Source organism: Cutibacterium nasicola, from assembly GCF_052654715.2.
On sequence record NZ_CP199745.2, the window covers coordinates 1,829,870 to 1,855,066 of the forward strand.

Sequence of the window (25,197 nt, forward strand, 5' to 3'; positions counted from 1 at the left end):
TGCCTGACCAGGAACTTGGCGAGATGGATCATAAGGACTGAAAAAGTCAGGATGCCTCGTCACCTGTCCACAGGTAGTGAAATCCGCGACCTGCCATTGCCTCTGACGAAGGCTGCAGTACTCCGTCAGCCATGAGATCCTTGAGGACCTGTCCGACGTTGGAAGCCCACACATCCAGGATGACGCCCAATTCTGTCGTACTGATACGCCCTCGATGCCGGGCATATTGACGAGCCGTCACTGCTCTACTAGGCACTGAACGCTTCAAACCGCGATTCGCATATTCCATGTCCAGCTGCTTGTTTGCTCTCTTGGAGAGGGTAAACGCGGGGAGGACTTCGTCGGGAACGCCGCGGATGGGCTTCAGCAAGGGTTCGCCATCACACTCCGTCTGCCGTAGAAGCTCAAGAGTTTCGTGAACTTCCTCGACGGGGACTTGCAGGTAGGGAGCAAGAATGTCCTCGTCGATCCAGAGATGATCAGTGAGGAAACGCATAACCATCAAAGTGCGGAGATTTTGCATGAGCTCGGGAACATCCATACCAGTGAGCCACGATGTCCATGCCACGTCAGGATCGACACCGGAAAGCGTCGTCACCACATAGGGACCGTCAATTTCCCGAATGGTCGGCATGCGAAGCCCCCGGCGAAGCAAATCACCAACCATACGGTCAACTCCGATACCTTCACGTTCTGCAATTCGAAGTGATGCCAAGAGCTCAGTGAGAGCAACGTTTCTGGACGTCGATGGGTGGGTGATGATGTTCTCAGCCGTCACACCTCCGAAGAATCCTCCGGGGCTGGTAACTCGCAAGACGGCTCCATTGTGCTCGATGAGCGTTGCATCGGGCAGCCCCCATTCACGATGAGCCAACCCATTGACGATGGCCTCACGAATGGCACGTTCCGGCAGCTGGCGGACCTGCCCCTCGACAAGTCCCGAAGACACATGCGATAAAGGGTTGTACGCCCGCGCGACGGCGAACACCCGTTGGAGCTGCTCAAGCAGTGATACCCCACCAATACGTACTCGGTCACCGCTGTCCTGACCGGGCATGTCACGACGTATGTAGTCAAGGCATGGCTCGGGACGCCCCACAAAGACCAGAGCAGCAGCATTGGTGAGCTTGCCCTCACCATCAATGGCGTTCAACCGGGACAGCAACTCACGACTCGTACAGTTGGCCAATTCCACCGCCGCCTCGTCGGTGCTGGCTTGGAGGAAGGCGCGTGCTGCGTCAAGGGCAGCAGGTCGCACTTCCTCCAGGCTCACGTTTGAGAACTGCGCCGACCAGTCGTAGCGGATAGAGTACTGATGGCGGTGGTGCCATGACGTTGCGTCGATCTCCTCGCAATGATCACCAATCCGCCAGCGGATCTTTCCCTTGACCTTGATCGGTTCCAGCGCGGTGGGTGATCTGACGATCAACAACCTGGCATCGTGAACGTGGACTTCTCGGACGTCAACAGTCAACGCGCGAGAGGTGTGCTCATAGATCTTCCTCCGCAACCACTCGGTATCCAAGGATGTACCGATGAGCAATGGTCCATCATCCTTGTCATTGACTCCGACGATCAGAGCACCACCCCCAGGGGTGTTGGCCATGCACGCGGCTTCACCGGCAAGCTGCTCAGCGGCTCGTTCATCCTCACGTCGACCCAGTAGCAACTCACCGTGCTTGCCTCGTCGACTGGAATCCTCCTTGAAGTCAAGATACTTGCATTCCGGGACCCGGTGCCCTGCGTCCAAGTGCTCCAGCGCAGCGTCGATCTCAACTGCAATCGGGTCTGGCCCGAAAGTTGTTCCCATGTGAGCAGTCTACTTCCAGCTACAAGTTTGTGCCCAGAAACTTTTAACCAGGCATCCAGTCCAGACATTGAGTATAACTTTATGACTGAAAAGTTATGATCAAGCTCAGCGACGAGGAGTGCGCACACATTTTCGATGGATCTGACGTCCCCTCACGATTGGGGAGACAACTGGCTGGCATGTTGAGACAACATGAGCCAACACAGCGGGGCGGCGGATGATTCAGTGCGGTATTTCGGTTCGGCAAGGCACCTCGTGCCACGCCAGGTGGCGAACCCCACGATCCCTGGCACATCTGCCACGGGGTCGCTGGACCACGACCCGCTCGGCAGACCGGACCACCACCTCACCCGGGCCCGCGCACACTCTCACTTACACTGCAAACAACAGTGCAAGTAACGAACATCGGGCAACGTGCCAAAGATGGCGGAGACGCTATTCGCGAACATGCCCAATGGCGGCACAGTCATCCTCGGGGTGGACGAAGCAAACGGTCGGTTCGACGTGGTGGGCGTCAAGGACATCGCAACAACGGAGGCGGGTATCGCAACACAGGCCAGGGATGCCGTCCAAGCATCACCGCATCTGGATTTTCAGACATTCACCATTGACGGCAGACAGGTGGAGGTTCTCCATGTGGACGAACAGATCGACTACGACTTGGCCGCTGCCAGGGGACGTGTCGTTGACGACCTGGAACCTGAGCTGGTGGAGTCGTATCTGACGACAGTACGCACCAGTGACCGACGATTGCGCGACCATGCTGACGAGCGAATCCTGCGGACGACGAACATGCTGACAGCATCAGGGAGAACCAACGTTGGCAGGACTGTATGCCCTGGGTGACTATCCGCAGGGGCACTACCCGGCGCTCATGTGGCGTCAACATGACGACTACGAAGCGAAGACAGCGAGGCCCTCACCGGGCCCCAAAGATCTTCGGTCCCAACCCGCAACGAGGAGCACGTACTCGCTACACTCGTCGCAGGGGAGAGCACTGACGATCCACGAACTTGCAGACTACGCGGGACTGACAACTGGTCAGGTGCGTTACGCTCTGGCGTTGCCGCTCAAGGAAAGACTCGTCGTCATGGATGGCCGCCAAGGTGCCCGGACGACCTGCTACCGAATCCATACCGTATGCTGAACCATCCACACCTTCACTCACACTGCAACGCTTGCAGTGTGAGTTGCAGTCTGGCGACCCACCCGCCAGGCCTGGAACACATGTGAACGGCGTGGAGCTGGGCACCAGAACAGACACAGTCGGGAAACGGGGGCGCCTGCAGCTGGCTCACCCCCAACGCTTGGGGGGTGCCACGGGGGACGGAGTATCGCTGACCGTACGGGCCAGCCACATGGGGGGACCGGCACACGGCCTCAGCCCCAGAAGGATTCACCCTCCCAGGTTCCCAGCGATACCACCGGTACGACCTGACCGGAGATGATCGACCCCTCGTGGGGAACCCGTGGGAGGTTCGCCGGGGCGGCCAACGTCATCGGGATCGAGGTGTCACCGACAATCCGGTACCAATCGACGTCGGTGAGTTCATTGGTGCGCTTCTCGACCCGCTTGCAGACCATCGTCATCTCGGCGACGGCGCTGGCCTCCCCGCGAGTGGCGCGACCGGCATTAATCTCCATCAGCCACGGGCTGATCAGGGTTCCGACGGCGAACTGCAGATCACCGGTACCGCCCAGAGACCCCTCGTGAGAGCGTCCGTACTCCTCCTCGGACTCGAAAACCCGCAGCATCTGATTGGCGACGGCGCCCACCCTCAGATGCTCGATGAAGCGTGGGGTGTCGTCACCGGGTTCGGGGCACAGCGGTATCTCAACCGGGTCGTCAACATTGGCCAGGAAGCGCGCCAGGTGCTTGCGGTTGGCGGCGGGCAGCTTGAGCACCGACTCCCCGGTGAGCATGGATGCCAAGTTGGCGTGGGAGTAGATGTCGACCAGTGCCACCGTCGAGCTGAACCGCACCAGATCGGCGGGGTGAGTCGTCGGGGCGACGAGGGAGGCCATCGTCTCGATCTCGTCGCGATCCTTCTGCTTCATGAGCGCCAGCCGCGCCCCGGACGGATCGGTGTAAGCAGCCAGCAGGTCGAACCCTCCGACGTCCTCCACCCCGACAGCACCAGCCTCAGCCGCGGAATTGACGAGGACGTCGAGATCGGGGGCGTCGAAGCCCAGGGCATGTAGGTCATGGGAGATCACCCGACGATGATAGGCAGGAAAGCCCTGAACCGTCATCGTCGGGGAATCCCTCCTCGACAGATTCAGCCCTGCAAGGCTCGCAGCACCTCGTCACGCAGCTTGGCGGAGCGACGCGGGGTACGGTCGCCGACGACGCTGACCGTCATGCCACCAGCCCTCTCGGTGGCCGGGGTGAAGGCACTGCCCTTGCGTCCCTTGTCACCACGCACACAGAAGACGCCGCGCTTATCGGCCTCCTCGGCCACCAAGGCGTTCACCTCGGGATCGTTGGTGAGGGCCTGGACGAACCAGACGCCGTCAAGATCCTCGACCTGGAAGGCGCGACGCTCCAGGTCCACCAATCCCTTGCGGGACATCCGCGTGAGCTGGATACCGGAGTTCGGGGCGACGACGTGGACCTCGGCCCCGGCCTCGAGCAGCCTCACGACGCGGCGTTCGGCAACGTGCCCGGCACCGACGACCAGAACCTTGCGGCCCTGCAGACGCAGACCCGTCATGTAAACCGGGGCTCCCTCCCCCAGGCCCACCTCGTCAAGGGGTTCTCGGTAGCGATCGACGACGACGTCAGCGACCTCGTCACAGTCACCGATGACCGGGGCGATGCGGATCTCGACGCCGGGATGGCTGGCCTGCCAGGCCTCCACCTGCTCGGTCATCCACACGTGCAGCAGCCCCGGGAAGAGGAAATTGCCCTGCACGACGATCTGATCGGCACCCTGGGCAGCCAGGGCGGAGAGGGCCTCGGGAACCGACGGACGGGTCACCTGGATGAAGGCCGGTTCAACCCGGTCAAGGTCGTTCTCCTCCCAGAACATCCTCGTCAGGGTGTAGTGGGAAGCGTTGGCATCGGGCACGAGAGCTCCGCGTCCCACCAACACCACGGCCGTGTCGCGGGAACGCCACTCCTCGCGTCCCTCACCGGCAGCGAGGGTCTCGGCGAGACGACGGTTGAGGGCCTTGCGCATCCGCACGTCCGGCAGCAATGGGGCGGAATACATGACGCGTGCGTCCCCACGGCCCTCGTCGATGGCCTCTGGAATGTCCTCCCGGACGTGACCGCCGGTGTTGAACATCAACGGAACGACGACGGCGGCTGCCGGGTCCTCGTCACCGTCAGCGCCCTCGGGAACCTCCGGTGTCTGGGCGACGGCGGCACGGACGGCGTCCGGGATGCTGGGCTCGGCGAGCTCGACGAACCCCAGCTCGACCGGGATGCCGGGCAGTTTGCCGGCGATGCGCTCGGCCAGGGCGCGACACTCGGCCACGCCGGACTCGTCACGGGTGCCATGTGCTGCGATGACCAGCGGGGTCCCACTGGCGAGTGGATCGGTCATTTCGACTCCTTCGTCTCGGCGTTCTTCTCGGACCCGGACATGCGGGTCGAGTGGACCGGCGGCTTGGACAGGTAGGTCTTCTCGTCAGCCTTGGGCAGGTCCTTGTGCGTGTAGTTCTTGCGAGCCTCACCGGTGACGTGGCCGTCCATCCAGTGGTAGTCACGTGGGGTGACCATGAGGCGTCGTCCGTCTCCGGAGCTCACGTACTTGGTCGTCGTCGAACCCACGACGACAAGGGTCGTCATGCCGACCCATTCGGGCTTGAACTCCTCGAGGGTGGACATGATCACCTCCTGCTGACGACGCTCGGCATGGGAGACGATCGCCACCGGGGTGGACGGCGGACGGTGCTCAGCCATGATCGCCAGGGCGTCGGGGAGCTGATGGGTTCGGGTACGTGAACGCGGGTTGTAGAAGGTGGTGACGAGATCCCCCTCGGCAGCCGCTCTCACCCTCTTGAGGATGAGATCCCAGTCGGTGTGCAGGTCCGAGAGACTGATCGTGGCGTGATCATGGCCCAGCGGAGCACCGAGGATCGCCGAGATGGCGAGCTCGGCGGTGACACCGGGAACGATCTCGACGTCGATGCCATCGGTGCCCATCTCCAGGGTCGGGGAGGCCATGGCATAGATGGCCGGGTCGCCGCCGCACACGAAAGCCACGTTGCGACCGTCGCGGGTCGCGTCAATGGCCGCCTGGGTGCGCTCCTCCTCGGTGCCCATCTTGGTGGCCAGGATTGTGGCACCCGGACGCACCAGGTCGCGGATCTGACGGACGTAGGGGGCATAACCCGCTATGAAGGTGGCATTGCGGATGGCATCGACGGCGCGCGGGGTGAGAAGATCTCGCGAGCCGGGCCCGAGGCCGACGACCGAGAGGTGACCACGAGCCGGGATGCGACCGACGGCGCAGGTGGCCTCGGGAGTCTTGGTCTTGTGGACCAGCAGCTCGGCTCCCTGGCACAGCACGGCAGCCTCGCTGACACTCGGTGTGCCGACCTCGCGTGCGACGACGTCGGAGGGAGTCGGGACATCCTGGGCGGCCAGCTCCTCCGCGGACTCGGTGCGGTAATCGACGCCGAGCTGATTCGCCAGCTTCACGAGACCGAGCTCACCGGCCTTGACCTCGTGGGAGACCAGACGAGTGACCGATCCAAGAGCCAGACCGTTGTCAGCGAGGGTCTTCTCGAGAAGCTCTCGCAGCGGTTCGACCTCGGTGCCCTTGTTACATCCCATCCCGACGACCAGGCAGTTCGGGTGCAGGACGACGGTGGGCAGGTCGTCACCATGGTCAGTCCGAATTCGCTCTGCGACCCGCTCGGAGACGATGATTCGGGCGACCGGGGATTCAGCATCCTCGGTGACGTTCTTGGGCAGTGGGGGCAGCGGCCAGGGCTGTTCGCGGATGACCAGCACCGGGCGTCCGGCGATGATCGATCCGGTCACCCCGGCGACGTCACCCTCGTAGGCCCAACCGAGCTGATCGAGGGCCGGGACACCGAGGGAGTCGGTGGCGGTGGACACGACGGCGGTGCCGCCGAGAGCCTCGGCGATGGTGCGGGAGAGCTCGTTGGCCCCACCGACGTGGCCACCCACCAATGGGATGGCGAAACGGCCGGCCTCGTCGACGACGACCACACCCGGGTCGGTCTTCTTGGACTCCAGCAGCGGGGCGATGATGCGCGTCGTGGCACCCAGGGCCAGGTGGGAGACGATGAGGTCGCACTCGCCCCAGGCCGCCGCCAGCCCGGTGCGGGACGGTCCGACGTACTTCTTGGTCTCGCGCTTGAGCACGTGGTCGATGGCCTCGGCGTGGGCCGCCGCGGCGTCGGAATTGATGATCTGTCCGATGATCGGGTCACGGTCCGAGCCGTCCGGGTTGGTGTCGACGCCGGGCTGGGGGGCCTCGGGAGCATTGACGTTGACGTCACCGGCCAGCTCCGGGTTGATGCCCAGGGCCGCCGGGGAGTCCGGATGATGCTCGAGGACCAGCACGACGTTGGGGCTGAGGATGTCCGCGTCAGCAATGACGGCCCTGGCTGCTTCCTCGTCGAGGACACGCACCCGCTGGCCCTCCTCACCGATCTTCTCAGCGAGGACGAAGGTCTTGCCGCGACCCGCGAGCCCGTCGACCAATTCCGCCAGGCCTCGGTTGGGGGCTGTCAGCACGCCCACCTTGGGATGGATCTTGGCAAGCCGGATGGCGGTCTCGATGTCCTTGGAGTGTGAGGAGACGAACTGGGCGTCGTCCCAGGGCAAGGCCACGGCGGCGAAAGCAGCCTGCAAGGAGGTCGGGGCCGTCACGACCTCGACCTTGAGACCGGCCTGGCGGATACGTCGCACCACACCGAAGAAGAGCGGGTCACCGGAGGCGATGACAACGACGTTGGCGTCGTCGGGCAGGGACTGAACTCGCTCGACGGCAGGGCCGATGAGGCCGAGCTTCTGACGCTTCTCGTCGGGAACGTTGAGGGCGTCAAGGTGACGCTGACCTCCGACGACGAGGTCAGCATCGGCGACCTCCTGGCGCAAGGAGTCGGAAATGGTACCGAGATATCCGTGGACGCGAATCATGAATTGTCCTTCGTGTCGGAGTTCGTGGGGTTCTGGTCGTAGACGCCGCGAGTGCCGTGGGCCTTGAGGTCAGCGCGGGCCTGGGCGTCAGCTCCGCGGTATTCGTGACGGAAACCGGGGTGGTAGAGGTGGCTGCGAGTCTTGATCGGGCCCTCTGCCAGGGCCGGTCCGACGAGGACGACGGCGTGCTTCCACAGCTTGTGGTTGCGCATCGTCTCCGAGAGGTGGGCCAGGTCGCAGCGGAACATGATTTCCTCGGGCCAGCTGACCGCGTACCCGATGATGCAGGGAGTCTCGGGCAGGTAGCCTCCCTCCAGCAGGGCATCCTGAAGAGCCTTGTTACGGGCCGCGGAAAGGTAGATCGCCATTGTCGCACCGTGACGGGCGAAGGAGGCGACGGTTTCCCCGTCGGGCATGGGGGTCCGCCCGCCCTCCAGTCGGGTGAGGACGAGTGACTGGGATACCTCTGGGACGGTGATCTCGACGTCCATCCGGGCGGCAGCGGCCGAGAAGGCCGAGATGCCCGGGATGGTCTCGAAGTCGATACCGATGCGACGACACAGGTCGCGCTGCTCGGCGGTGGCGCCATAGATGGACGGGTCACCGGTGTGGACCCTCGCCACCACCAGCCCCTCGTCACGGGCGCGGGTGTAGAGGGGCTCGAGGTCCTCCAGCGGGATGGAGGCGGAGTCAATGAGCTCGGCTCCCGCCTTGTGACGGGCCACCATGTCGGGGTGAACGAGGCTGGAGGCCCAGATGATGATGTCAGCGGTCTCGATGACACGGGCTCCGCGCAGGCTCACCAGGTCCGGAGCGCCCGGTCCGGCACCGACGAAAACGACCCTGCCTGCTCCCTCGGGGATCTCCCGCCACGGTACCGGAGGCGGCTCGATGGCGTTGTGGTCCAGATCCTCCAAGACCCTCTCAGAGGCGTGCTGAGTGGGTCGTGCAGCTTGAGGTTCGTTCACAGTTTTCCTCCCGTGATGGTGCGCTCTGGAGTGGTGAGGACGGTCGAGAAGTACGGCAGAGCCTGAGTATCAGCGACCTCACCGAGGGTGACGATCTGCTCGGACTCCAGCGTGACGTCGGTGCCGATGACAGCCTGACGATCCCGCTGCCGCAGCTGCTCGACAACGTCTGGGAGTTTGCGTCCCCCCTTGTAAATCGCCACTGAGTCGACGAGGTCGAGGACCTGGCCAAGTTTTTCCATCCCGACGGTGGCCGGGACGAGGGCCAGGACCTCCTTGCCCTCCACCAGCGGGCGCCCGGACGCCGCCGACAGGGCCTGCATGGCGGTGATACCTGGGCTCAGCTCGACGCTGACGTCGGGGAGTCTCTCCTCGACATTGGCGCGCAGGTAGGTGAAGGTGGAGAAGACCGTCGGATCGCCGACGGTGGCCAGGGCGACAGTGCGAGCCCCTTCGTCGAAGGCCGTGATCGCCGCATCGGCGGATACCTGCCAGGAGGCCCTGCGCTTCTCGCCGACACCAGACCTCTCCCGCATGGAGAAGGGGATGCGCTTGATGCGCTCGACGATCTCCGGGGCGACGGCAGTGATGATGGTCTCGGCACGTCCGGGACCGTCGGTGGTGGCCTCGGTGTAGGGCACGAGGATGACATCAGCCTCGCGCAGGATGCGCACGGTTCTCAGGGTGACCAGCTCTGGGTCACCCGGCCCCACTCCGACCCCGATGAGGGTTCGTCCCGACTTGTGGTCAGGATGTACAGGGGCATAGCTCATGACGGCCTCCTCAGGTGTCCTCGCCCGATGACGTGCGCAACGAACCGTTCGAGTGTCTGGCTGCCATCACCGCGGCGATGGTCACAGTGGCGGGACCGCGCCGGACTCACACCGGCTTCCTCGAGATCGGTCGTTGTATCGATCCTCCCACATCGTGGCACCACACCACGACACGGCCGGGGTCAGCTCCCGCCTGCCAGGGAGAACAGACGGTCAAGACCGAGATGCTCCTCAACGGCGTCGGCCAGCACGTCGATCATCTGCTCGCGGCGCTGCCCATACCCGATGGCACCCTCCACCGGGCGCCACGCCGATCCGGCATGCTCGGCAGCCTCGGCCAGCCAGGCGCGCCGGAAATCGTCACATTCGAAGGCACCATGCCACATCGTCCCCCAGACACTTCCGACGCGGACTCCGTCGAGGAAGGGCTCCCCCGCCGACAGGTCGACATCCATTCGGCCGTGATGGATCTCGTAGCCGCCGACCTCGATCCCCCGCCAGGATCCGCTCGGGATGGCCAGGGTCTTGTCGGCACCGAAGGTCACCTCGACCGGCAGTAGCCCGAGTCCCTCGGTTCGCTCGGTCGGCGATTCCTGACCCTCGGGGTCGAGGATGAGGCGGGTGAGCATCTGGTAGCCGCCACAAATGCCCAGCACAGTGCGACCTTGACGGGCACGGCGGGCCACGACCTCAGCGATTCCGGTGGACCTCAGCCACTCCAGATCACGCACGGTGGACCGCGATCCGGGCAGGACGAGCACGTCGGCCAGTTCGCAGGTGTTGGGGTTGGTCGTCACCTGGACGTCGACCCCGGCCTCGGCGGCCATGGCGTCGACATCGGTGGCGTTGGAGATTCTCGGCAGCCGGACGACGGCAACCCGCAGATCGTCGGTGGAAACGGAGTTCCCGTCGTGACGCCAGCGTCCCACCTCCAACGCATCCTCACCGTCGAGCCACACCTCGGGGACCCAGGGCAGCACCCCAAAACTCGGCATTCCGGTGCGACGAGTGATCTCTTCCAGACCAGGAGCGAGAACGGACTCATCACCGCGGAATTTGTTGATGACGTACCCGGCCAGCAGGGAACGGTCCGCGTCGTCGAGCAGCGCCCAGGTGCCGAAGAGGCTGGCGAGCACCCCGCCGCGGTCAATGTCCCCGACGAGCACCACCGGCAGGCTCTTCTCCCTTGCCAGTCCCATGTTCGTGTAGTCACCGGCACGCAGGTTGATCTCGGCCGGGGAGCCCGCACCCTCGCAGATGACCATGTCGTGGGCGGCGGAGAGCTCGTCGTAGGCGGCCCATGCGGCTTCCGCGAGGTGACGTCGTCCGGTGGCGTACTGTCCCGCTTCCAGCACGCCTCCCGGCGTGCCACGCAGCACGATGAAGGAGCGACGATCGGTGCCAGGTTTGAGCAGCACCGGATTCATGGCTGATTCCGGAGTCACCCTGGCGGCGCTGGCCTGCAGGTACTGCGCCCGGCCGATCTCGGACCCGTCGGGGCAGACCATCGAATTGTTCGACATGTTCTGGGCCTTGTAAGGAACGACGTCGATCCCACGACGCCACGCGGCCCGGCAGAGGGCAGTGACGACCAGCGACTTCCCGGCGTCAGAAGACGTTCCGGCGACGAGGATTCCACTCATCTCACTTCTCCTTCGCGCTCGAGTCGTAACGACGAGGCAGGATGCCGCCGTAGAACCTGAGGTGGGCGATGGCCGCTACGCCGAGGCAGGCGGCAGCCGTCGCCATCCCGGTGACCCCGGTGACGAGGTCGGCAGCGTCCGCGACCTTCCGACCGTCCGGGCGTGCGCCGTCTCCCAGCAGGGGACGATCCTCGTGACGATTGCCGTAGTAGACATTGCGTCCGCCCAGTTGCACCCCGAGGGCGCCCGCCCAGGCCGACTCGCACCATCCCCCGTTCGGACTGGGGTGATGGCCATGATCACGCATCATGATCTGCACTGCCCGACGCCGGTCTCCCCCGACGGTGGGCGCCAGCAGGCAGGCGAACAGTCCGGTCAGCCGGGCGGCAGGGAGATCCAGCAGATCGTCAAGGTGGGCGGCAACCTTCCCGAAGTTCTCGTAACGCTCGTTGTGGTGTCCGATCATGGCATCGAGGGTGTTCGCCCCTCGATGTACCAGCATTCCCGGTACTCCGGCCACGGCTCCCCACCACAGGGATGCCACGGCGGCGTCGGCGGTGTTCTCGGCCATGGACTCCACGGTCGCCCGAGCCAGTTCCGGCTCGTCGAGCTGGTCGGCGTCACGGGAGCACAGGTGGGACAGCTGCTCGCGGGCCCCGGCCAGGTCGTCCTCGTCGAGCCGGACGTACATTCGCTGACCTTCGTCGGCCAGCGAGGTCGCCCCGATGACCGCCCAGGTCGTCGCAGCCGTCGTGATCACGCGCAGCATCGGGTGTTTCGCGGTGACCTTCTCGACCCCTGCCCCCAACAGGGCCAGAGGGACGAGACATGCAGCCACATGAGCACCGCCACGCGCGACGGAGTCGGCCCAGTCACGCTTCTCGAGGGCAGCGGCGGCATTGCCAAAGACCGCCACCGGGTGGTGTTCCTGCGGATCACCGAACAACCGATCGGCGACGACACCTACTCCCAGCCCCACTGCCCGGGCGGCCAACCCGAGCCCACGACGACGGTCACGATGACACAGCATGCCCACACCCTAGAGCAGCGGCCCGGACTGATGAGGAGAGGAGTCGCTGATGAAGGGTCCAGAGGGGATTGGTACCCGCCCCACGAAAGGACCGACCAGTGCGGCCCAATCCAGCAGGAGCCGACCGACACCTCATGCGGGGCTCTGGGTTGACGGCATGTGGTGACGGGCACCGGGACCGCACCACACGAGCAGCCACGAGTCGGAGGTTTGGTGTTGGTTCGACGCGGGGAGTGGGTGTCGGGCGCTTTCACGGTGCCTCCTTGAACTGCCTGCCACGGACCTGGACAATCGGTGGTTCCAAAAGCTGGGAGCACCTCCGCCTTCACAACCAGCCGCGTCTCCTGGCCTCGGCAACTGCCTGGGCCCGATTGACGCTGTTGGTCTTCGCGATCGCTGAGGACACGTGGTTACGGACCGTTCCGGTCGACAGGGAGAGCTTCCTCGCGATGACGGCGATCGGCTCCCCCGACTCCGCCTCCCGCAACACACCTCGCTCCCTCTCCGTCAACGGGTTGTACCCCTCCAGCAGGGACTCCGCGGCCAAGGATGGGTCGATGACGCGGCCTCCCTGATGAACCTTGCGCACTGCCTGGGCCAGTTCGGAGGCCGGGGTGTCCTTGACGACGAATCCCGCCGCCCCGGCATCCATCGCCCGGCGCAGGTACCCGGGGCGTCCGAAGGTGGTAACGATGAGAATCTTGACGTCAGCCCCAGCCAAGCGGTCCGCCACCTCGATGCCGTCCATTCCGGGCATCTCGATGTCGAGCAGCAGCACATCGGGACGGGTCTTCTCAACCGTCAGGACGACCTCGTCGCCACGACTGCACTGGCCGACCACCTCGATGTCGGGTTCCAGGGAGAGCAGAGCGACAAGGGCACCGCGTACCAAGGCCTGATCATCGGCGAGAACGAGTTTGATCGACTCGTCGGTCATAACACCACCACCTTGGTTCCCCGACCATTGTCCCCCGAACCGATGTCCAGCTGCCCACCGACGCCCTCGACCCGACGCCTCATCCCCGCCCGACCGGAACCTTCCTCGGCGTCGCCGACACCGATGCCGTCATCGATGATGCACATCCGGTCGTCGGACAGATCGATCCAACAGCACCTGGCCTGAGAGTGGCGGATGATGTTGGTGACGGCCTCACGCACCACCCATCCCCACACGGCGTCATGGTCGGACTCACCGGTCCGCTCGTCGCGGACCCGAAGGGAGATGCCAGCTGTCGTCAGGGCTGTCGCCGCGGTGGCGAGTTGGGAGTCCAGGTCAGCCTCGTTGAGGTCACTGACCAGGCCTCGAACCTGCGCCAGGGCCTCGCGAGTCAGGTTGTGCGTGTCCGCTGCCTGTTCCTTGGCAGCCTCCGGGTTGATGTCGATGAGTTTGCCGATGAGTTCGGCTTTCATGGAGATCACCGTCAGGCTCTGGCCGAGAAGGTCATGGACGTCGGAGGCGATCCTCTCCCGCTCGGCATAGGTGGCCTCGATCTTGTGCTGCTTGTTCTGCTCGAGTCGGTTGTTGCTCCACACCCGACTGATGCATCCGGCCAGCAGAATCATGGCCATTGACGGCAGTCCGATGAGCCACCACTGTCGCTGGTCGTCGATGATCCGGGCCACCAACAGCGCGGCGACCTCGAGCACGAGGATCATCAGGACTGCGGATGTCGACATTAGGAAGAGGGTGAAGGCCAGCGGAAAGGCGAACATCTCGACGGCCGCCGGCGGATCGACGAGGGCCACCCCGCCGTTGAGCAGGCATATCACGGCCAGAAATGCCCAGGGCCAGCGAGGCATCCAACGTCGCGAGAGCCAGGTCTCCAGCGTGTCGACCCCCAGCCAGAATCCCAACAGGTAGACCAGCACGAAGAGGCCGATGAGGACGAACCCGGTGACCCGCTGGGACCTCACGAGCTCGGGGTTGGCAGCTATGTGCTCGATGGGGTAAGCAAGGAAGATCGTCCAAATCCCGGCGTACAAGGTCTGCGTCCCGCGCGCGCCCCATATCGACAGCGAGCGTCTGGAGCGTTTGCGCATCGGCCTGTTCTCCTCCCAACTGGCCTCTCAGCAGTCCCTGTGACGGCGGGAGACCAGCCATGCCAACACGACGAAGACAACAGCCCACGCCACTGCGCTGATGATGGCACGGAAGAGGTCGACCTCGACCGGCCCCTGGGTCGTCATCTCGTATCCTCCCATGATCGGCCACCGCGGCAGCAGGTTGACACCCCACAGCGGGGTGAAGCGGGAGAGCTTGAGCATGAACCCGCCCAAGGGCATGAAGACATTGCCGAGAAAAGCGAAGGCCAGCACGAAGAAGGACACCAGGGAGGCAGCGTTCTCGTTGCGGATGAGTATCGCCATTCCAAGACCGAAGATGGTGTAGGGAACGCAGCACACCCATGCCAGGAGGAAGGTCCACAGCCATCCGATGCCGTCGATACGCGCACCCGAGAGGGCGCCGACGAGCAGCACGAGGGCCACCGGCACGGCCGCGACGACCTGGATCGAGACGATCTTGGTGACGAGGTAGTTCCACTGGGTCATCGGGGTGGTCGCCAGCTGCCGTCCCCATCCCGCCTGTTGCTCCAGAGCCGACGACGACCCCAGACCTGAGGCGGCGGTGGCAGTGCCATAGAGGGCCATCGACGCCATCACCGCGGCATTGACGTTTCCATGTGCCACCAGGATGGTGCCGTAGTCCTGGATTGCACCGAAGAGCACGTACATCGCGACCGGCATGACGAAGGCGAAGATGATGATCGACGGGGTGCGAACCATCCGCCGGATGTCGAGAAGGGAGTAGGTGATGTTCATGAGGCACTCTCCGCCCGGTCGATGCTCTCGCTGGTGAGTGAGAGGAATGCGTCCTCCAGAGTGGTGCGGGCGACCAGCACGTCGTGGGCCTCGGTGTGGTTGAGCAAATGGCGCACCAACTCGTCGGAGTCGTCGGTGGTGAAGGTGACGGTGTCGGACTTGATGTCGTAGTGGTTGACGTAGGGCAGGCGATCGAGGGTCGCGGGATCCACGTCGGGCCAGACGACGGTCACCGTCGAACCGGAGACCGACGCACGGATCTCGGCGATCGGTCCGTCTGCGATGATGCGGCCGTGGTTGATGAGGATGACCCGGTCGGCGAACTCGTCCGCCTCGGCAATGTAGTGGGTGGCGAAGATGATGGTGCGGCCGTCGTCAGCGGCCTTGTGCATCTGGGCCCAGAAGTGACGCCGTCCATCGACGTCGAGACCCATCGTCGGCTCGTCCAGAACCAGGAGATCCGGATCGGGCAGCATCGCCAGGGCGAAGCGCAACCGCTGTTGCTGACCGCCTGAACACTTTCCGACCTTCCGGGAGGCGAAATCCTCCAGCTCCCAGACCCGCATCTGCTCATCGATCCGGGAGCGCGGGAGCTTGAAGGTCGATCCGATGACTCGCAGGGTCTCGTGGACAGTGAAGTTGTCGAGCAGGCCACGGGTCTGTTGTACCGCCGAGACCCGGCCGGATCGGGCCCCCTCCTCGGCGTTCCGGCCCATCAACTCGACTCGGCCGGAGGTCGGGTCGGTGATCCCCAACAACATGTCGATGGTTGTCGTCTTGCCGGCGCCGTTGGGGCCGAGGAAGGCGACAACCTCCCCTTGCTTGATGGTGAAATTGATGTGGTCGACGGCCGTCAGGTGTCCTCCCTTGGCAGGGAAGGCCTTGACGAGATCCTCGACGACCACCGCTGTTTCGTTCATGCCTCCATGACACCCCACCAGGCGTGGTTCCGCCCATGGTCCGGCGTCACGACTTCGCCATGACATTCGTCATGGGGGGTTAGGCTACGGCAATGACTCGAATCGTCCTGGTACGCCACGGCCAGTCCACCTGGAACCTGGAGCACCGCGTCCAGGGACAGACGATGGAGGTCCCCCTGACCAGGAGAGGCCATCGTCAGGCCGGTGAGGCCGGACGGAAGGTCGCCGTATTGGTGCCTCGTCACACCGCACTGCTGAGTTCGGACCAGAAACGTGCCCTGCAGACCGCTCAACGTGTGGGTTGCGCGATCGGGTCGACACCTCAGGCTGACGCCCGGCTGCGGGAGCAGTACTTGGGTGACATGGAGGGCAAGCTGTCCAGTGAACTGCACGAGATGCCGATCCCCGAGGATGCCGACATTGCCGAGGTCGGCTGGGGTGGCGGGGAGTCACTTCTCGACGTCTGGCGACGCTGTCGCGATCTGTTGGACGAGCTTGCCCAGAATCCCCCCGAGGCCGTCGTCATGGTCAGTCACGGGGACACCCTGCGCGTCATGCTGTCGGCCCTGTCCGGAGGCACCCACCGTGACTGCGACTACTCCCTCGCGCTGACGAATGGGATCGTCATGTACCGGGATCTCGACCTGCACGAGCTGGTGGAGAGCCTTCCGAACCTGTGAGATTCCGTGCCGGGGAATCTCACAGTCTCACGAGCATCTTCCCGGTGTTGGCACCCTCGAGCATGTCGATGAAGGCCTTGGGCGCCACGTCGAGGCCATCCCGGTAGGTCTCGTCCCAGTGGATCTCGTCGTTGGCCAACCACTGGGCCATCTTCTGCTGGAACTCCGGACGGACTTCCTCGGCGTACTTGGCGATGACGAAACCCCGCAGCGTCAGCCGCTTGCCGATGGCCAGCCCCAGATTGCGCGGGGCACACGGCGGCTCGACGGAGTTGTACTGGGAGATCGCCCCACACATGGCCACGCGACCATCGGTGTTGAGGTGGTTGATGGCGGCCTCCAGGTGGTCTCCCCCGACGTTGTCGTAGTAGACGTCGATGCCGTCGGGAGCGGCCTGCCCGAGCAGGTCGGTCACCGGGCCGTCGTGGTAGTTGAAAGCAGCGTCGAAACCAAGGTCACGCAGTCGGGCAACCTTGGCATCGGTGCCGGCAGAGCCGATGACCCGAGTCGCCCCGAGCAGGCCTGCCAACTGGCCGACCATCGAGCCGACGGCCCCGGCGGCGCCGGAGACGAAGACGGCATCTCCGGCCTTCATCTCCGCGGCGCGGGTCAGACCCGCGTAAGCGGTGAGCCCGGTCATGCCCAGAACACCAAGGTAGGCCGAGGCGGGTGCGATGTCGACGTCGATGGCCCTCGCATCGGAGGCGTCAAGAACCGCGTGTTCACGCCATCCGAGCTGGTGGACGACGTGCATCCCTTCCAGAATGCCTTCGCTGCGCGACGCGATGACGGTGCCGACCGCTCCGCCGTCGAGGGGCTGGTCGACCTGGAATGGTGGCACGTAGGACTTGACGTCGTTCATCCGGCCGCGCATGTACGGGTCGACCGACATCACCTCATTGGCGACGAGGATCTGCCCGTCGGCCAGCTCGGGAAGGGGGATCTCCTCGATGCGAAAATTGTCCTCGGTCGGTGCACCGTGTGGTCGGGATGCGAGATGGACAGCGCGGGTGGAAGTCAGATGGGTGGTGCTCATGGGAGTGTTCCTCTCTCGACGCCGGTCAACATCTCGACCATCGCACGCCTCATGCCACCAGACCAGCAGATTCCGCGGAGGGTGATCGCCGGTCATGCACAATGGGGTCATGGCCGAGATCAGGGTCCTTCGCACTGACATCACCACTCTCGATGTCGACGCCGTCGTCAATGCGGCGAACCGTCGGCTGGCTGGCGGCGGAGGGGTCGATGGCGCCATCCACCGGGCTGCAGGGTCTGAGTTGTCGGCGGCTTGTCGCAAGCTCCGCGAGACCACCCTGCCCGACGGCCTACCCACGGGGCAGTCGGTGGCCACCACCGCGGGAAAGATGACTGCCAAGTGGATCATCCACACCGTCGGTCCGGTCTGGGCGAAGACCATCGACAAGTCTGACCAGCTCGCCTCCTGCTACCGCACGTCCCTGCAGGTGGCTGACAAGATCGGTGCGAAAACCGTCGCCTTCCCGACGATTTCGGCAGGGGTGTACGGCTATCCCATGGACGAGGCCACCCGCATCGCCGTCGAAACATGCAAGGAGACCGACACCTCGGTGGAGACGATCTACCTCGTCGCCTTCAACGCCGAGGCCGAAGCGGGATACCGCTGCGCCCTTGGAAACGGATGATCGGAATTCTCATCCAGCCAGATCGTTGAGGATTCGCTCCAACACGACGGCGTGGTTGACCTCGCGGTCGCCGGCACCGAAGAGCAGGATCACCTCGTCGTGGTCGGCGCACTCGTCAACGAACTTCTTCGCTGCTCCCGACTCGTCGAGATCAGCCTCGTAACGGCCTGCAAACTCGTCGAACCGGTCAGCGTCGTGGTTCCACCAGGTGCGCAGTTCCGAGGAAGGGGCCAGATCGGTGCGACGCTCATCGAGCTCAGCATCGTCCTTCTTGACCCCTCGCGGCCACATGCGATCAACGAGGACCCGATATCCCTTGGCCGGGCCCGCCTTGAGGTCGTCACGGATATTCACTGCGCGGAAGGTTGTCATGCCTTCCACTGTGTCACGCCGGGATCAAGCCTTCTTCTTGGACTTGAAGAAGAGGGGGGCGAGGATGACGACGAGCAGGATGATGGCCACCCAGTTCGCAATCTTCGCATAGTATTTCAGTGCGTCAACGATGGGATCACCGACTCCCCACCCCAGAGTGAGGTAGCCCAGGTTCCAGACTGTGGCGGCGACGAAGTCCAGCGCGACGAACCACTTCACCTTCATCCCGGAGGCACCCGTCAGGACGAAGACCACCGGCATGATCGGCAACGGAATCGGCACATAGGCGACGAGAACACCCAGCCAGCCGAGCTTGCGAGCCCACCTCTCCGCCTGGTCGTAACGGCGTCGGGACCGCTCGGATCGTCCGGCCCAGACCTCGATCATCCCTCGGCCCCACAGCTTTCCGGCCCACCAGTAGACCCAGTCAAGTTTGATCGACATGATCGAGCCCAACAGCAACCACCACAGCCAGTGCGGGGCCTGATTGACCGATGCCAGAGCTCCGGTCGCCGCTGCACCGGTACGGGATCCCGTGAGCCCCACGAGGATCGGCGGATCAAGGCCGAGCAGCCAACCACGCAGCGGGAGCATGGCCAACGAGAAGATGCCAAGGAAGCCGATCCACCCCATGCACCAGTAATCGGAGCGGCCTGGCTTGTGGTTCCAGGGCATGCCCTCGGCCTTCCACCACTCCTCGTCCTCGGCGGAGTCGTTACCGGCGGCGGACCTCTCCAGTTCATTCTCGGCCGCGGCAAGGGCGGTGGCGGCAACGGCGAAGGAATCCTTCTCCCCCGCAGCCGCAGTACTCATCTCGTCCTGCACGCCGTCGAGGATACCCAGTGCAGGTGACAGTCCTGCAGCTGCGATGTCTGCCGAGAGGGGAACACACTTCTCCTAACCTCGTACGGACGGTAGCGTGATCTCTCAACCGGCGTCACCCACAGCACACGCGAACTGGCCGGGCGGGGAAGGACCGCATGATCCGTTTCGACCACGTCAGCAAGCGTTTCGACGAGGACACTGTCGCCGTCGAGAATTTTGACCTGAAGGTGGAATCCCACCACCTGGTCGTCTTGTTAGGGTCCTCCGGATGCGGAAAGACCACCCTGCTGAGGATGGTCAACCGAATGGTCGATCCGTCCGAGGGCCGAATACTCATCGACGACACCGACGTCGCCACGGTTGATCCGGTCAAGCTGCGTCGTCAGATCGGATACGTCATGCAATCGGGTGGGTTGCTCCCCCACCGAACCGTGGTCGACAACATCGCCACAGTGCCGCTTCTCTCCGGGACTTCTCGGAGCGCTGCCCAGTCGCGGGCCATGGATCTGTTGGAGAGGGTCGGCTTGGACTCCTCGTTGGCCCGCCGCTACCCCACCCAGCTGTCCGGCGGTCAGCGCCAGCGGGTCGGAGTGGCCCGGGCCCTTGCCGCCAACCCTGACATCCTCCTCATGGACGAGCCCTTCGGCGCCGTCGATCCGGTGGTGCGTGCCGAGTTGCAGCAGGGTCTTCTACGTATCCAGGAGGATCTCGCCAAGACGATCGTATTCGTCACCCATGACGTCGACGAGGCCTTCTTGCTCGGCGACGAGGTCCTCGTGCTGAGACGCGGTGCCCAGGTCGCCCAGCGGGGCCGCCCCGATGAGATCCTGCTCCACCCCGTCGACGACTTCGTCTCCTCCTTCATCGGTGGAGATCGTCGCAGTCTCCACGTCGAACTGCGCGACGAGCCTCCCACCGTCGTCGACGCCGGTGGCCGACTCGTCGGTCGTCTCACGGGAACTCCCGAGGAGAACTCATGAACACCCGGTGGATCGACGAGAACCGGGACCAAATCTGGCAATTGACGAGCCACCATGCCGTGCTCGGCATCATTCCGGTGGTCGTGAGCCTCGTGCTGTCAGTCCCGCTGGGGTGGTGGGCGCACCGCTCTCGGACCGCACGCCGCCTCCTGGTACCCGGCGCCTCCATCCTGTACGCCCTTCCCTCCTTGCCACTGTTCGTCCTGTTACCGCTCATCCTCGGCACGAAGATCCTCGATCCGATCAATGTCATCGTCGCCCTCACCCTCTACGGCATCGCCCTGTTGGTGAGAACAGCCACCGACGCCTTCGACTCGGTGGGACGTTCGGTGCGTCGTGACGCCATCGCCGTGGGGCACTCCGATCCCCAGGTTTTCTGGCGGGTGGCCCTGCCACTGGTAGTACCCGCCCTCACCGCGGGAATGCGGGTGGTCTCGGCGTCCACATTGTCCTTGGTCAGCGTCGGTGCCCTCATCGGGGTCCCCTCTCTGGGCTACTTCTTCACCGACGGCTATCAGCGTTCCTTCCCGACCGAGATCTGGGTCGGGGTCATCGGAACCCTCCTCCTGGCGATTGTCTTCGACCTCATCATCGTCGTCGTCGGTCGCTTGCTGACGCCGTGGCAGCGTCGCAAGGAAGTGACGACATGAATCAGATTGCAGCCGCTTTCACCTGGTTGGCAACCTCGTCGCACTGGAGTGGCCCAGGAGCCATCGGGGTCCGGATCGGCGAGCATCTCTGGTACACCCTGTTGGCCATCCTCCTCGCCTCGGTCATCGCGATCCCCGCTGGTCTGGCGATTGGCCACACCGGCCGCGGAAGGACCGTCGCGGTGACCTGTTCAGGGGCTCTGCGCGCACTGCCGTCCCTCGGGCTGCTCACCTTGCTGGCCATCTCGACGACGATGGGAATCGAGCGTCCCATCGTCCCGGCCACCATCGTGCTGGCGATCTTGGCGATCCCGCCCCTGCTGGCCGGCAGCTACTCCGGGATTGAAGCCGTCGACGACGAGGTGACTGACGGAGCTCGAGCCTGCGGCATGACCGGGATGCAGGTCCTGCGCCGCGTCGAGTTGCCGCTGGCTGCTCCCCTGCTGCTGGGCGGGTTGAGGTCGGCCACCCTGCAGGTCATCGCGACGACGACCATCTGCTCGTACCTGGGTATGGGTGGTCTTGGACGTCTTGTCCTTGACGGTCTGGCGGTCTCCGATTACCCGCAGATGCTCGCCGGGTCCATCGTCATCATCGGACTGGCCCTTGTCATCGACGGCCTGCTCGCGCTGGCAACGCGTCTACTCACCAGTTCAGGTGTACGACACGCCCTGGCCCTCAACCCACAGTGACCCCTCGTCGAATGGAGCAAGCATGACCACGATGACTCGCCGAACACTGGTCACAGCAGCATTGCTGACCGGCCTGGCGGCGTGTTCCTCCCACGATCCTCTCGCGTCGAACGACTCCGGTTCCGGCGGAGCAGGTGTGACTGTCGGTTCGGCGAATTTCACCGAGTCCGAGATCATCGCCGAGGTCTACGCCCAGGCCCTCGAGAAAGCCGGCGTCACCGTCACACGTCGGATGCAGATCGGCGCCCGCGACGTCTACGTCAAGGCGCTCAAGGACGGCTCCATCGACCTCGTCCCGGAATACTCCGGGAATCTCCTTCAGTTCTTCCAGGGGTCCTTGACGGCCTCTGACGAGGAGTCCGTCATGTCTGCCCTGCGCAAGACGGTGCCGTCGGGCATGTCGCTGGGCGAACCATCAGCGGCTCAGGACGCTGATTCCTGGTGCGTCACCTCCGAGTTCTCCACTGCGCACAGGGTCACGTCCCTGGCAGATCTGGCCACGCTGGACACCGTCAAGGTGGGTGGAAATCCTGAGCTCAAGGAACGCCCCTACGGCCCCACGGGGCTGACGAAGGAGTACGGGGTTCCGGCATCCAAGATCAAGTTCACCGCCCTCTCGGATTCCTCGGGCCCGCTCACCGTCAAGGCGTTGACGTCGGGAACGGTCGACCTCGTCGACCTCTACACGACGACTCCGGCGATCAGGGAACAGAACCTCGTCGTCCTGAAGGACCCCAAACACCTCGTCGTGCCGCAGAACGTCGTCCCGCTGATGAACACAAAGGTCAACGACAAGGCCCGCGATCAGCTGGCCAGGGTCTCGAAGTCGCTGACCACCGACGATCTCATCACCATGAACCAGCGAGCTCAGGGGGAGGAGAAGGCCTCGGCGTCAACCATTGCCAAGGATTGGTTGGACACGAAGGGGCTGGCCTGATCGCCAGCCCCTCCCCTGGAGGATTCTCAGCCGATCTCCTCGCGAGCCTTCTCGAAGGCCTTGATGGCCTTGTCGAGCTGTTCACGGGTGAGCCCAGCAGACATCTGGGTACGGATACGGGCCTTGCCGCGGGGAACCACCGGGTAGCTGAAGGCGCGGACGTAGATGCCCTTGGCCAGCATGGAATCAGCCATTTTCGCGGCCTTGACGGCGTCACCGATCATGACCGGGCAGATCGGATGATCCGATTCCGGGATGTCGAATCCACGCTTGGTCATCTCGGCACGGAAGTACGCGGTGTTGTCGCGCAGACGATCCAGCAGGTCGGAGCTCGACTTGAGCAGCTCCAGGGTTGCCAGGGCAGCACCGGCTATCGACGGTGCCAGCGAGTTGGAGAACAGGTAGGGACGCGAGTTCTGACGCAGCATCTCGACGACCTCGCGATGGGAGCAGGTGTAGCCACCCGAGGCTCCCCCCAACGCCTTGCCGAGGGTGCCGGTGAGCACGTCGACACGTTCGCGGACTCCCCAGCGCTCCGGCGTGCCAGCACCGGTCTCGCCCACGAATCCGACGGCGTGGGAGTCGTCGACCATGACCATCGCGCCGTACTTCTCGGCAAGATCACAGATCTGCGGTAGCGGGGCGACGAAACCGTCCATGGAGAAGACCCCATCGGTGGCAACCATGATGTGCGTGCAACCCTTGGCCCGGGCGTCCTTGAGCTGGGTCTCCAAGTCGGCCATGTCCTGGTTGCGATAGCGAAAACGCTGTGCCTTGCACAGCCGGACACCGTCGATGATCGAGGCGTGGTTGAGCTCATCAGAGATGATGGCGTCGTCGGGTCCCAGCAACACCTCGAACAGACCACCGTTGGCGTCGAAGCAGGACGAGTACAGCACGGTGTCCCAGTCGTCAGGGTCGTCGGGGTGCAGAAATTCGGTGATGGCCCGTTCCAGCTTGTGGTGCAACGTCTGGGTGCCACAGATGAATCGCACCGAGGCCATACCGAAGCCCCACTCGTCAAGGGCTTTCTTGGCCGCGTCAATGAGCACCGGGGAGTCGGCCAGACCGAGGTAGTTGTTGGCGCACAGGTTGATGACCTCGCGTCCGTCGTCGACGGTGATCTCGCCCGACTGCGGGCCGGTCAACGGGGCCTCTGCCTTGTACAGCCCCTCCTCCTTGAGGGCTGTGATCTTGGCGCTGAGTTCGTCCTTCATGGATCCGTACATGGTGCTTGTCCTTCCTTCGTTCGTCAGTCGAGGCATTCCCAGTTCATGACGACCTTGCCGCCATGCCCCGAGCCGGCAACGTCGAATGCCTCGCGGAACTCCGTGATGGGGAATCGGTCCGTGATGACCCCGGAGATGTCCAGACCGGAACGGATGAGGGAGGCCATGGTGTACCAGGTCTCGAAGATCTGACGACCGGTGACTCCCTGGATCGTGATCATGTTGAAGATGATCTTGGCCATGTCGAGGGTGATGCCCCGGCTCGGGGTTCCCAGCAGGGCGATACGGCCACCATGAGTCATGTTGTCGATCATGGAGGTCAACGCGGCACCCGACCCGGACATCTCCAGGCCGATGTCGAAGCCCTCCTTCATGTCGACGCGGTTCCACACCGTCTCCAGCCCTTCACAGGAGACATTGACGGTGTTGTCCAGGCCGAGTTTCTGGGCCAATTCGAGTCTCTCGTCGAATAGGTCGGTGACGACGACGTTACGCGCCCCCTGGAACTGAGCGACAAGGGCCGCCATGATCCCGATGGGCCCGGCTCCCGAGACGAGGACGTCCTCAGCCAAGCAGGGGAACTGCAACGCCGTGTGAACGGCATTACCGAAGGGGTCAAAGATCGCCGCGACATCAGGGTCGAGGTTCGGGATGTGATGGACCCAGATGTTGCTGGCTGGCATCACGAAGTACTGGCAGTAGGCCCCGTCAACGGCATATCCGATGCCCTGGGTATTGCGGCACAGGTGTCGTTTGCCGGCCAGGCAGGCCCGGCAGCGCCCGCAGACGTAGTGGCCCTCACCGGAGACGAACTGGCCAATCTCCAGGTCATTGACCTCTGAACCGAGTTCGACGATCTCGCCGCAGAACTCGTGTCCGAGGACCAGCGGGGTGTGCACCGTCTTGGAAGCCCATCCGTCCCACTTGTCGATGTGTACGTCGGTGCCGCAGATACCACTGCGCAACACCTTGACGACGGCATCGTTCGGCCCCGGGGTCGGGTCGGGAATGTCAATGAGTTCAAGCCCCGGTTCCGGCCGGGTCTTCGCCAAGGCCTTCATGGCCCCTCACCTTTCCGGGGCG

24 protein-coding genes and 1 riboswitch are annotated in these 25,197 nt (G+C 64.2%); of the genes, 7 read left to right on the top strand and 17 right to left on the bottom strand.

Annotation, left to right across the window (positions count from 1 at the left end):
• Nucleotides 1-46: 46 nt before the first annotated feature.
• The gene (locus tag ACUCCZ_RS08650) at nucleotides 47-1,810 is read right to left on the bottom strand and encodes an RNA-binding domain-containing protein (protein WP_435917153.1); all 1,764 of its coding nucleotides are present in this window, start codon (nucleotides 1,808-1,810) and stop codon (nucleotides 47-49) included.
• 423 nt (nucleotides 1,811-2,233) lie between these two features.
• On the opposite strand from ACUCCZ_RS08650, the gene ACUCCZ_RS08655 reads away from it, so the two are divergent.
• Nucleotides 2,234-2,656, top strand: coding sequence for an AlbA family DNA-binding domain-containing protein (locus ACUCCZ_RS08655; RefSeq protein WP_435917154.1), 423 nt, complete (start codon nucleotides 2,234-2,236; stop codon nucleotides 2,654-2,656).
• A 534-nt stretch (nucleotides 2,657-3,190) separates the two neighbouring features.
• On the opposite strand, the gene ACUCCZ_RS08660 is transcribed toward ACUCCZ_RS08655, so the two are convergent.
• The 11 genes from ACUCCZ_RS08660 to ACUCCZ_RS08710 form a co-directional block, all read right to left on the bottom strand.
• Nucleotides 3,191-4,027 (bottom strand): VOC family protein, encoded by an 837-nt coding sequence (locus tag ACUCCZ_RS08660; RefSeq protein WP_462981537.1) that lies wholly within the window; start codon nucleotides 4,025-4,027, stop codon nucleotides 3,191-3,193.
• Nucleotides 4,028-4,089: 62 nt separating this feature from the next.
• The gene (locus ACUCCZ_RS08665) at nucleotides 4,090-5,361 is read right to left on the bottom strand and encodes a CbiX/SirB N-terminal domain-containing protein (RefSeq protein WP_063279360.1); all 1,272 of its coding nucleotides are present in this window, start codon (nucleotides 5,359-5,361) and stop codon (nucleotides 4,090-4,092) included.
• Entirely contained in the window at nucleotides 5,358-7,934 is a 2,577-nt protein-coding gene (gene cobJ, locus ACUCCZ_RS08670; RefSeq protein ID WP_063279361.1) for a precorrin-3B C(17)-methyltransferase, read from the bottom strand. Before cobJ ends, ACUCCZ_RS08665 begins: the two co-directional genes overlap by 4 nt.
• On the bottom strand, nucleotides 7,931-8,902 hold the full coding sequence (cobM, locus tag ACUCCZ_RS08675; RefSeq protein WP_063810876.1) for a precorrin-4 C(11)-methyltransferase: 972 nt from the start codon (nucleotides 8,900-8,902) through the stop codon (nucleotides 7,931-7,933). The genes cobJ and cobM overlap by 4 nt, the downstream gene beginning before the upstream one ends.
• Nucleotides 8,899-9,627 (bottom strand): precorrin-2 C(20)-methyltransferase, encoded by a 729-nt coding sequence (gene cobI / locus ACUCCZ_RS08680; protein WP_428991949.1) that lies wholly within the window; start codon nucleotides 9,625-9,627, stop codon nucleotides 8,899-8,901. The genes cobM and cobI overlap by 4 nt, the downstream gene beginning before the upstream one ends.
• Nucleotides 9,614-9,841: riboswitch (cobalamin riboswitch) on the bottom strand. (Overlaps the previous gene by 14 nt.)
• Nucleotides 9,842-9,857: 16 nt before the next feature.
• Nucleotides 9,858-11,318 carry a cobyric acid synthase gene (locus tag ACUCCZ_RS08685; protein WP_002549709.1) on the bottom strand — a complete coding sequence of 487 codons (1,461 nt, stop codon included), beginning with the start codon at nucleotides 11,316-11,318 and terminating at the stop codon, nucleotides 9,858-9,860.
• A gap of 1 nt (nucleotide 11,319) precedes the next feature.
• On the bottom strand, nucleotides 11,320-12,234 hold the full coding sequence (locus ACUCCZ_RS08690; RefSeq protein ID WP_241497669.1) for a CobD/CbiB family cobalamin biosynthesis protein: 915 nt from the start codon (nucleotides 12,232-12,234) through the stop codon (nucleotides 11,320-11,322).
• 439 nt (nucleotides 12,235-12,673) lie between these two features.
• Nucleotides 12,674-13,285 (bottom strand): response regulator transcription factor, encoded by a 612-nt coding sequence (locus ACUCCZ_RS08695; protein ID WP_002549688.1) that lies wholly within the window; start codon nucleotides 13,283-13,285, stop codon nucleotides 12,674-12,676.
• Nucleotides 13,282-14,388, bottom strand: a complete 1,107-nt coding sequence (locus tag ACUCCZ_RS08700) for a sensor histidine kinase (protein ID WP_063279365.1) — start codon at nucleotides 14,386-14,388, stop codon at nucleotides 13,282-13,284. Before ACUCCZ_RS08700 ends, ACUCCZ_RS08695 begins: the two co-directional genes overlap by 4 nt.
• Before the next feature lie 27 nt (nucleotides 14,389-14,415).
• On the bottom strand, nucleotides 14,416-15,168 hold the full coding sequence (locus ACUCCZ_RS08705; RefSeq protein WP_063810873.1) for an ABC transporter permease: 753 nt from the start codon (nucleotides 15,166-15,168) through the stop codon (nucleotides 14,416-14,418).
• Nucleotides 15,165-16,088 (bottom strand): ABC transporter ATP-binding protein, encoded by a 924-nt coding sequence (locus ACUCCZ_RS08710; protein ID WP_042842943.1) that lies wholly within the window; start codon nucleotides 16,086-16,088, stop codon nucleotides 15,165-15,167. The genes ACUCCZ_RS08705 and ACUCCZ_RS08710 overlap by 4 nt, the downstream gene beginning before the upstream one ends.
• A 92-nt stretch (nucleotides 16,089-16,180) precedes the next feature.
• Here ACUCCZ_RS08710 and ACUCCZ_RS08715 point away from each other — a divergent pair, with 92 nt between their 5' ends.
• Nucleotides 16,181-16,768, top strand: a complete 588-nt coding sequence (locus tag ACUCCZ_RS08715) for a histidine phosphatase family protein (protein WP_063279368.1) — start codon at nucleotides 16,181-16,183, stop codon at nucleotides 16,766-16,768.
• Between the two features lie 19 nt (nucleotides 16,769-16,787).
• Here the strand turns inward: ACUCCZ_RS08715 and ACUCCZ_RS08720 are convergent, their stop codons facing one another.
• Nucleotides 16,788-17,804, bottom strand: a complete 1,017-nt coding sequence (locus ACUCCZ_RS08720; RefSeq protein ID WP_435917157.1) for an NADP-dependent oxidoreductase — start codon at nucleotides 17,802-17,804, stop codon at nucleotides 16,788-16,790.
• A 109-nt stretch (nucleotides 17,805-17,913) separates the two neighbouring features.
• On the opposite strand from ACUCCZ_RS08720, the gene ACUCCZ_RS08725 reads away from it, so the two are divergent.
• Entirely contained in the window at nucleotides 17,914-18,429 is a 516-nt protein-coding gene (locus tag ACUCCZ_RS08725) for an O-acetyl-ADP-ribose deacetylase (RefSeq protein WP_435917159.1), read from the top strand.
• Between the two features lie 9 nt (nucleotides 18,430-18,438).
• Here the strand turns inward: ACUCCZ_RS08725 and ACUCCZ_RS08730 are convergent, their stop codons facing one another.
• Entirely contained in the window at nucleotides 18,439-18,801 is a 363-nt protein-coding gene (locus ACUCCZ_RS08730) for a DUF488 domain-containing protein (RefSeq protein ID WP_016667025.1), read from the bottom strand.
• 24 nt (nucleotides 18,802-18,825) lie between these two features.
• Entirely contained in the window at nucleotides 18,826-19,656 is an 831-nt protein-coding gene (locus ACUCCZ_RS08735) for a DedA family protein (RefSeq protein WP_036975756.1), read from the bottom strand.
• A 125-nt stretch (nucleotides 19,657-19,781) separates the two neighbouring features.
• Here ACUCCZ_RS08735 and ACUCCZ_RS08740 point away from each other — a divergent pair, with 125 nt between their 5' ends.
• From ACUCCZ_RS08740 to ACUCCZ_RS08755, 4 genes are read left to right on the top strand one after another with little or no spacing between them, the layout of a single operon-like run.
• Nucleotides 19,782-20,606, top strand: a complete 825-nt coding sequence (locus tag ACUCCZ_RS08740; protein ID WP_016667023.1) for an ABC transporter ATP-binding protein — start codon at nucleotides 19,782-19,784, stop codon at nucleotides 20,604-20,606.
• On the top strand, nucleotides 20,603-21,256 hold the full coding sequence (locus ACUCCZ_RS08745) for an ABC transporter permease (protein WP_435917160.1): 654 nt from the start codon (nucleotides 20,603-20,605) through the stop codon (nucleotides 21,254-21,256). Before ACUCCZ_RS08740 ends, ACUCCZ_RS08745 begins: the two co-directional genes overlap by 4 nt.
• Nucleotides 21,253-21,948 (top strand): ABC transporter permease, encoded by a 696-nt coding sequence (locus tag ACUCCZ_RS08750; protein WP_435917161.1) that lies wholly within the window; start codon nucleotides 21,253-21,255, stop codon nucleotides 21,946-21,948. Before ACUCCZ_RS08745 ends, ACUCCZ_RS08750 begins: the two co-directional genes overlap by 4 nt.
• A 22-nt stretch (nucleotides 21,949-21,970) precedes the next feature.
• On the top strand, nucleotides 21,971-22,885 hold the full coding sequence (locus ACUCCZ_RS08755; protein WP_435917162.1) for an ABC transporter substrate-binding protein: 915 nt from the start codon (nucleotides 21,971-21,973) through the stop codon (nucleotides 22,883-22,885).
• Nucleotides 22,886-22,911: 26 nt separating this feature from the next.
• Here ACUCCZ_RS08755 and ACUCCZ_RS08760 read toward each other — a convergent pair whose 3' ends face one another.
• Together ACUCCZ_RS08760 and tdh are read right to left on the bottom strand one after the other, a co-directional pair.
• Nucleotides 22,912-24,102 (bottom strand): glycine C-acetyltransferase, encoded by a 1,191-nt coding sequence (locus tag ACUCCZ_RS08760; protein WP_435917383.1) that lies wholly within the window; start codon nucleotides 24,100-24,102, stop codon nucleotides 22,912-22,914.
• A 35-nt stretch (nucleotides 24,103-24,137) separates the two neighbouring features.
• Complete coding sequence (gene tdh / locus ACUCCZ_RS08765; protein WP_435917163.1) at nucleotides 24,138-25,175, bottom strand: L-threonine 3-dehydrogenase; 1,038 nt, start codon at nucleotides 25,173-25,175, stop codon at nucleotides 24,138-24,140.
• Nucleotides 25,176-25,197: the final 22 nt, after the last annotated feature.

Bases quoted from the DNA above. Each gene is read 5' to 3' on its own strand.
- ACUCCZ_RS08650 (WP_435917153.1), bottom strand. From the start codon at position 1,810: ATGGGAACAACTTTCGGGCCAGACCCGATTGCAGTTGAGATCGACGCT.
- ACUCCZ_RS08655 (WP_435917154.1), top strand. From the start codon at position 2,234: ATGGCGGAGACGCTATTCGCGAACATGCCCAATGGCGGCACAGTCATC.
- ACUCCZ_RS08665 (WP_063279360.1), bottom strand. From the start codon at position 5,361: ATGACCGATCCACTCGCCAGTGGGACCCCGCTGGTCATCGCAGCACAT.
- cobJ (WP_063279361.1), bottom strand. From the start codon at position 7,934: ATGATTCGCGTCCACGGATATCTCGGTACCATTTCCGACTCCTTGCGC.
- ACUCCZ_RS08685 (WP_002549709.1), bottom strand. From the start codon at position 11,318: ATGAGTGGAATCCTCGTCGCCGGAACGTCTTCTGACGCCGGGAAGTCG.
- ACUCCZ_RS08695 (WP_002549688.1), bottom strand. From the start codon at position 13,285: ATGACCGACGAGTCGATCAAACTCGTTCTCGCCGATGATCAGGCCTTG.
- ACUCCZ_RS08700 (WP_063279365.1), bottom strand. From the start codon at position 14,388: ATGCGCAAACGCTCCAGACGCTCGCTGTCGATATGGGGCGCGCGCGGG.
- ACUCCZ_RS08705 (WP_063810873.1), bottom strand. From the start codon at position 15,168: ATGAACATCACCTACTCCCTTCTCGACATCCGGCGGATGGTTCGCACC.
- ACUCCZ_RS08710 (WP_042842943.1), bottom strand. From the start codon at position 16,088: ATGAACGAAACAGCGGTGGTCGTCGAGGATCTCGTCAAGGCCTTCCCT.
- ACUCCZ_RS08715 (WP_063279368.1), top strand. From the start codon at position 16,181: ATGACTCGAATCGTCCTGGTACGCCACGGCCAGTCCACCTGGAACCTG.
- ACUCCZ_RS08720 (WP_435917157.1), bottom strand. From the start codon at position 17,804: ATGAGCACCACCCATCTGACTTCCACCCGCGCTGTCCATCTCGCATCC.
- ACUCCZ_RS08725 (WP_435917159.1), top strand. From the start codon at position 17,914: ATGGCCGAGATCAGGGTCCTTCGCACTGACATCACCACTCTCGATGTC.
- ACUCCZ_RS08730 (WP_016667025.1), bottom strand. From the start codon at position 18,801: ATGACAACCTTCCGCGCAGTGAATATCCGTGACGACCTCAAGGCGGGC.
- ACUCCZ_RS08740 (WP_016667023.1), top strand. From the start codon at position 19,782: ATGATCCGTTTCGACCACGTCAGCAAGCGTTTCGACGAGGACACTGTC.
- ACUCCZ_RS08745 (WP_435917160.1), top strand. From the start codon at position 20,603: ATGAACACCCGGTGGATCGACGAGAACCGGGACCAAATCTGGCAATTG.
- ACUCCZ_RS08750 (WP_435917161.1), top strand. From the start codon at position 21,253: ATGAATCAGATTGCAGCCGCTTTCACCTGGTTGGCAACCTCGTCGCAC.
- ACUCCZ_RS08755 (WP_435917162.1), top strand. From the start codon at position 21,971: ATGACCACGATGACTCGCCGAACACTGGTCACAGCAGCATTGCTGACC.
- ACUCCZ_RS08760 (WP_435917383.1), bottom strand. From the start codon at position 24,102: ATGAAGGACGAACTCAGCGCCAAGATCACAGCCCTCAAGGAGGAGGGG.
- tdh (WP_435917163.1), bottom strand. From the start codon at position 25,175: ATGAAGGCCTTGGCGAAGACCCGGCCGGAACCGGGGCTTGAACTCATT.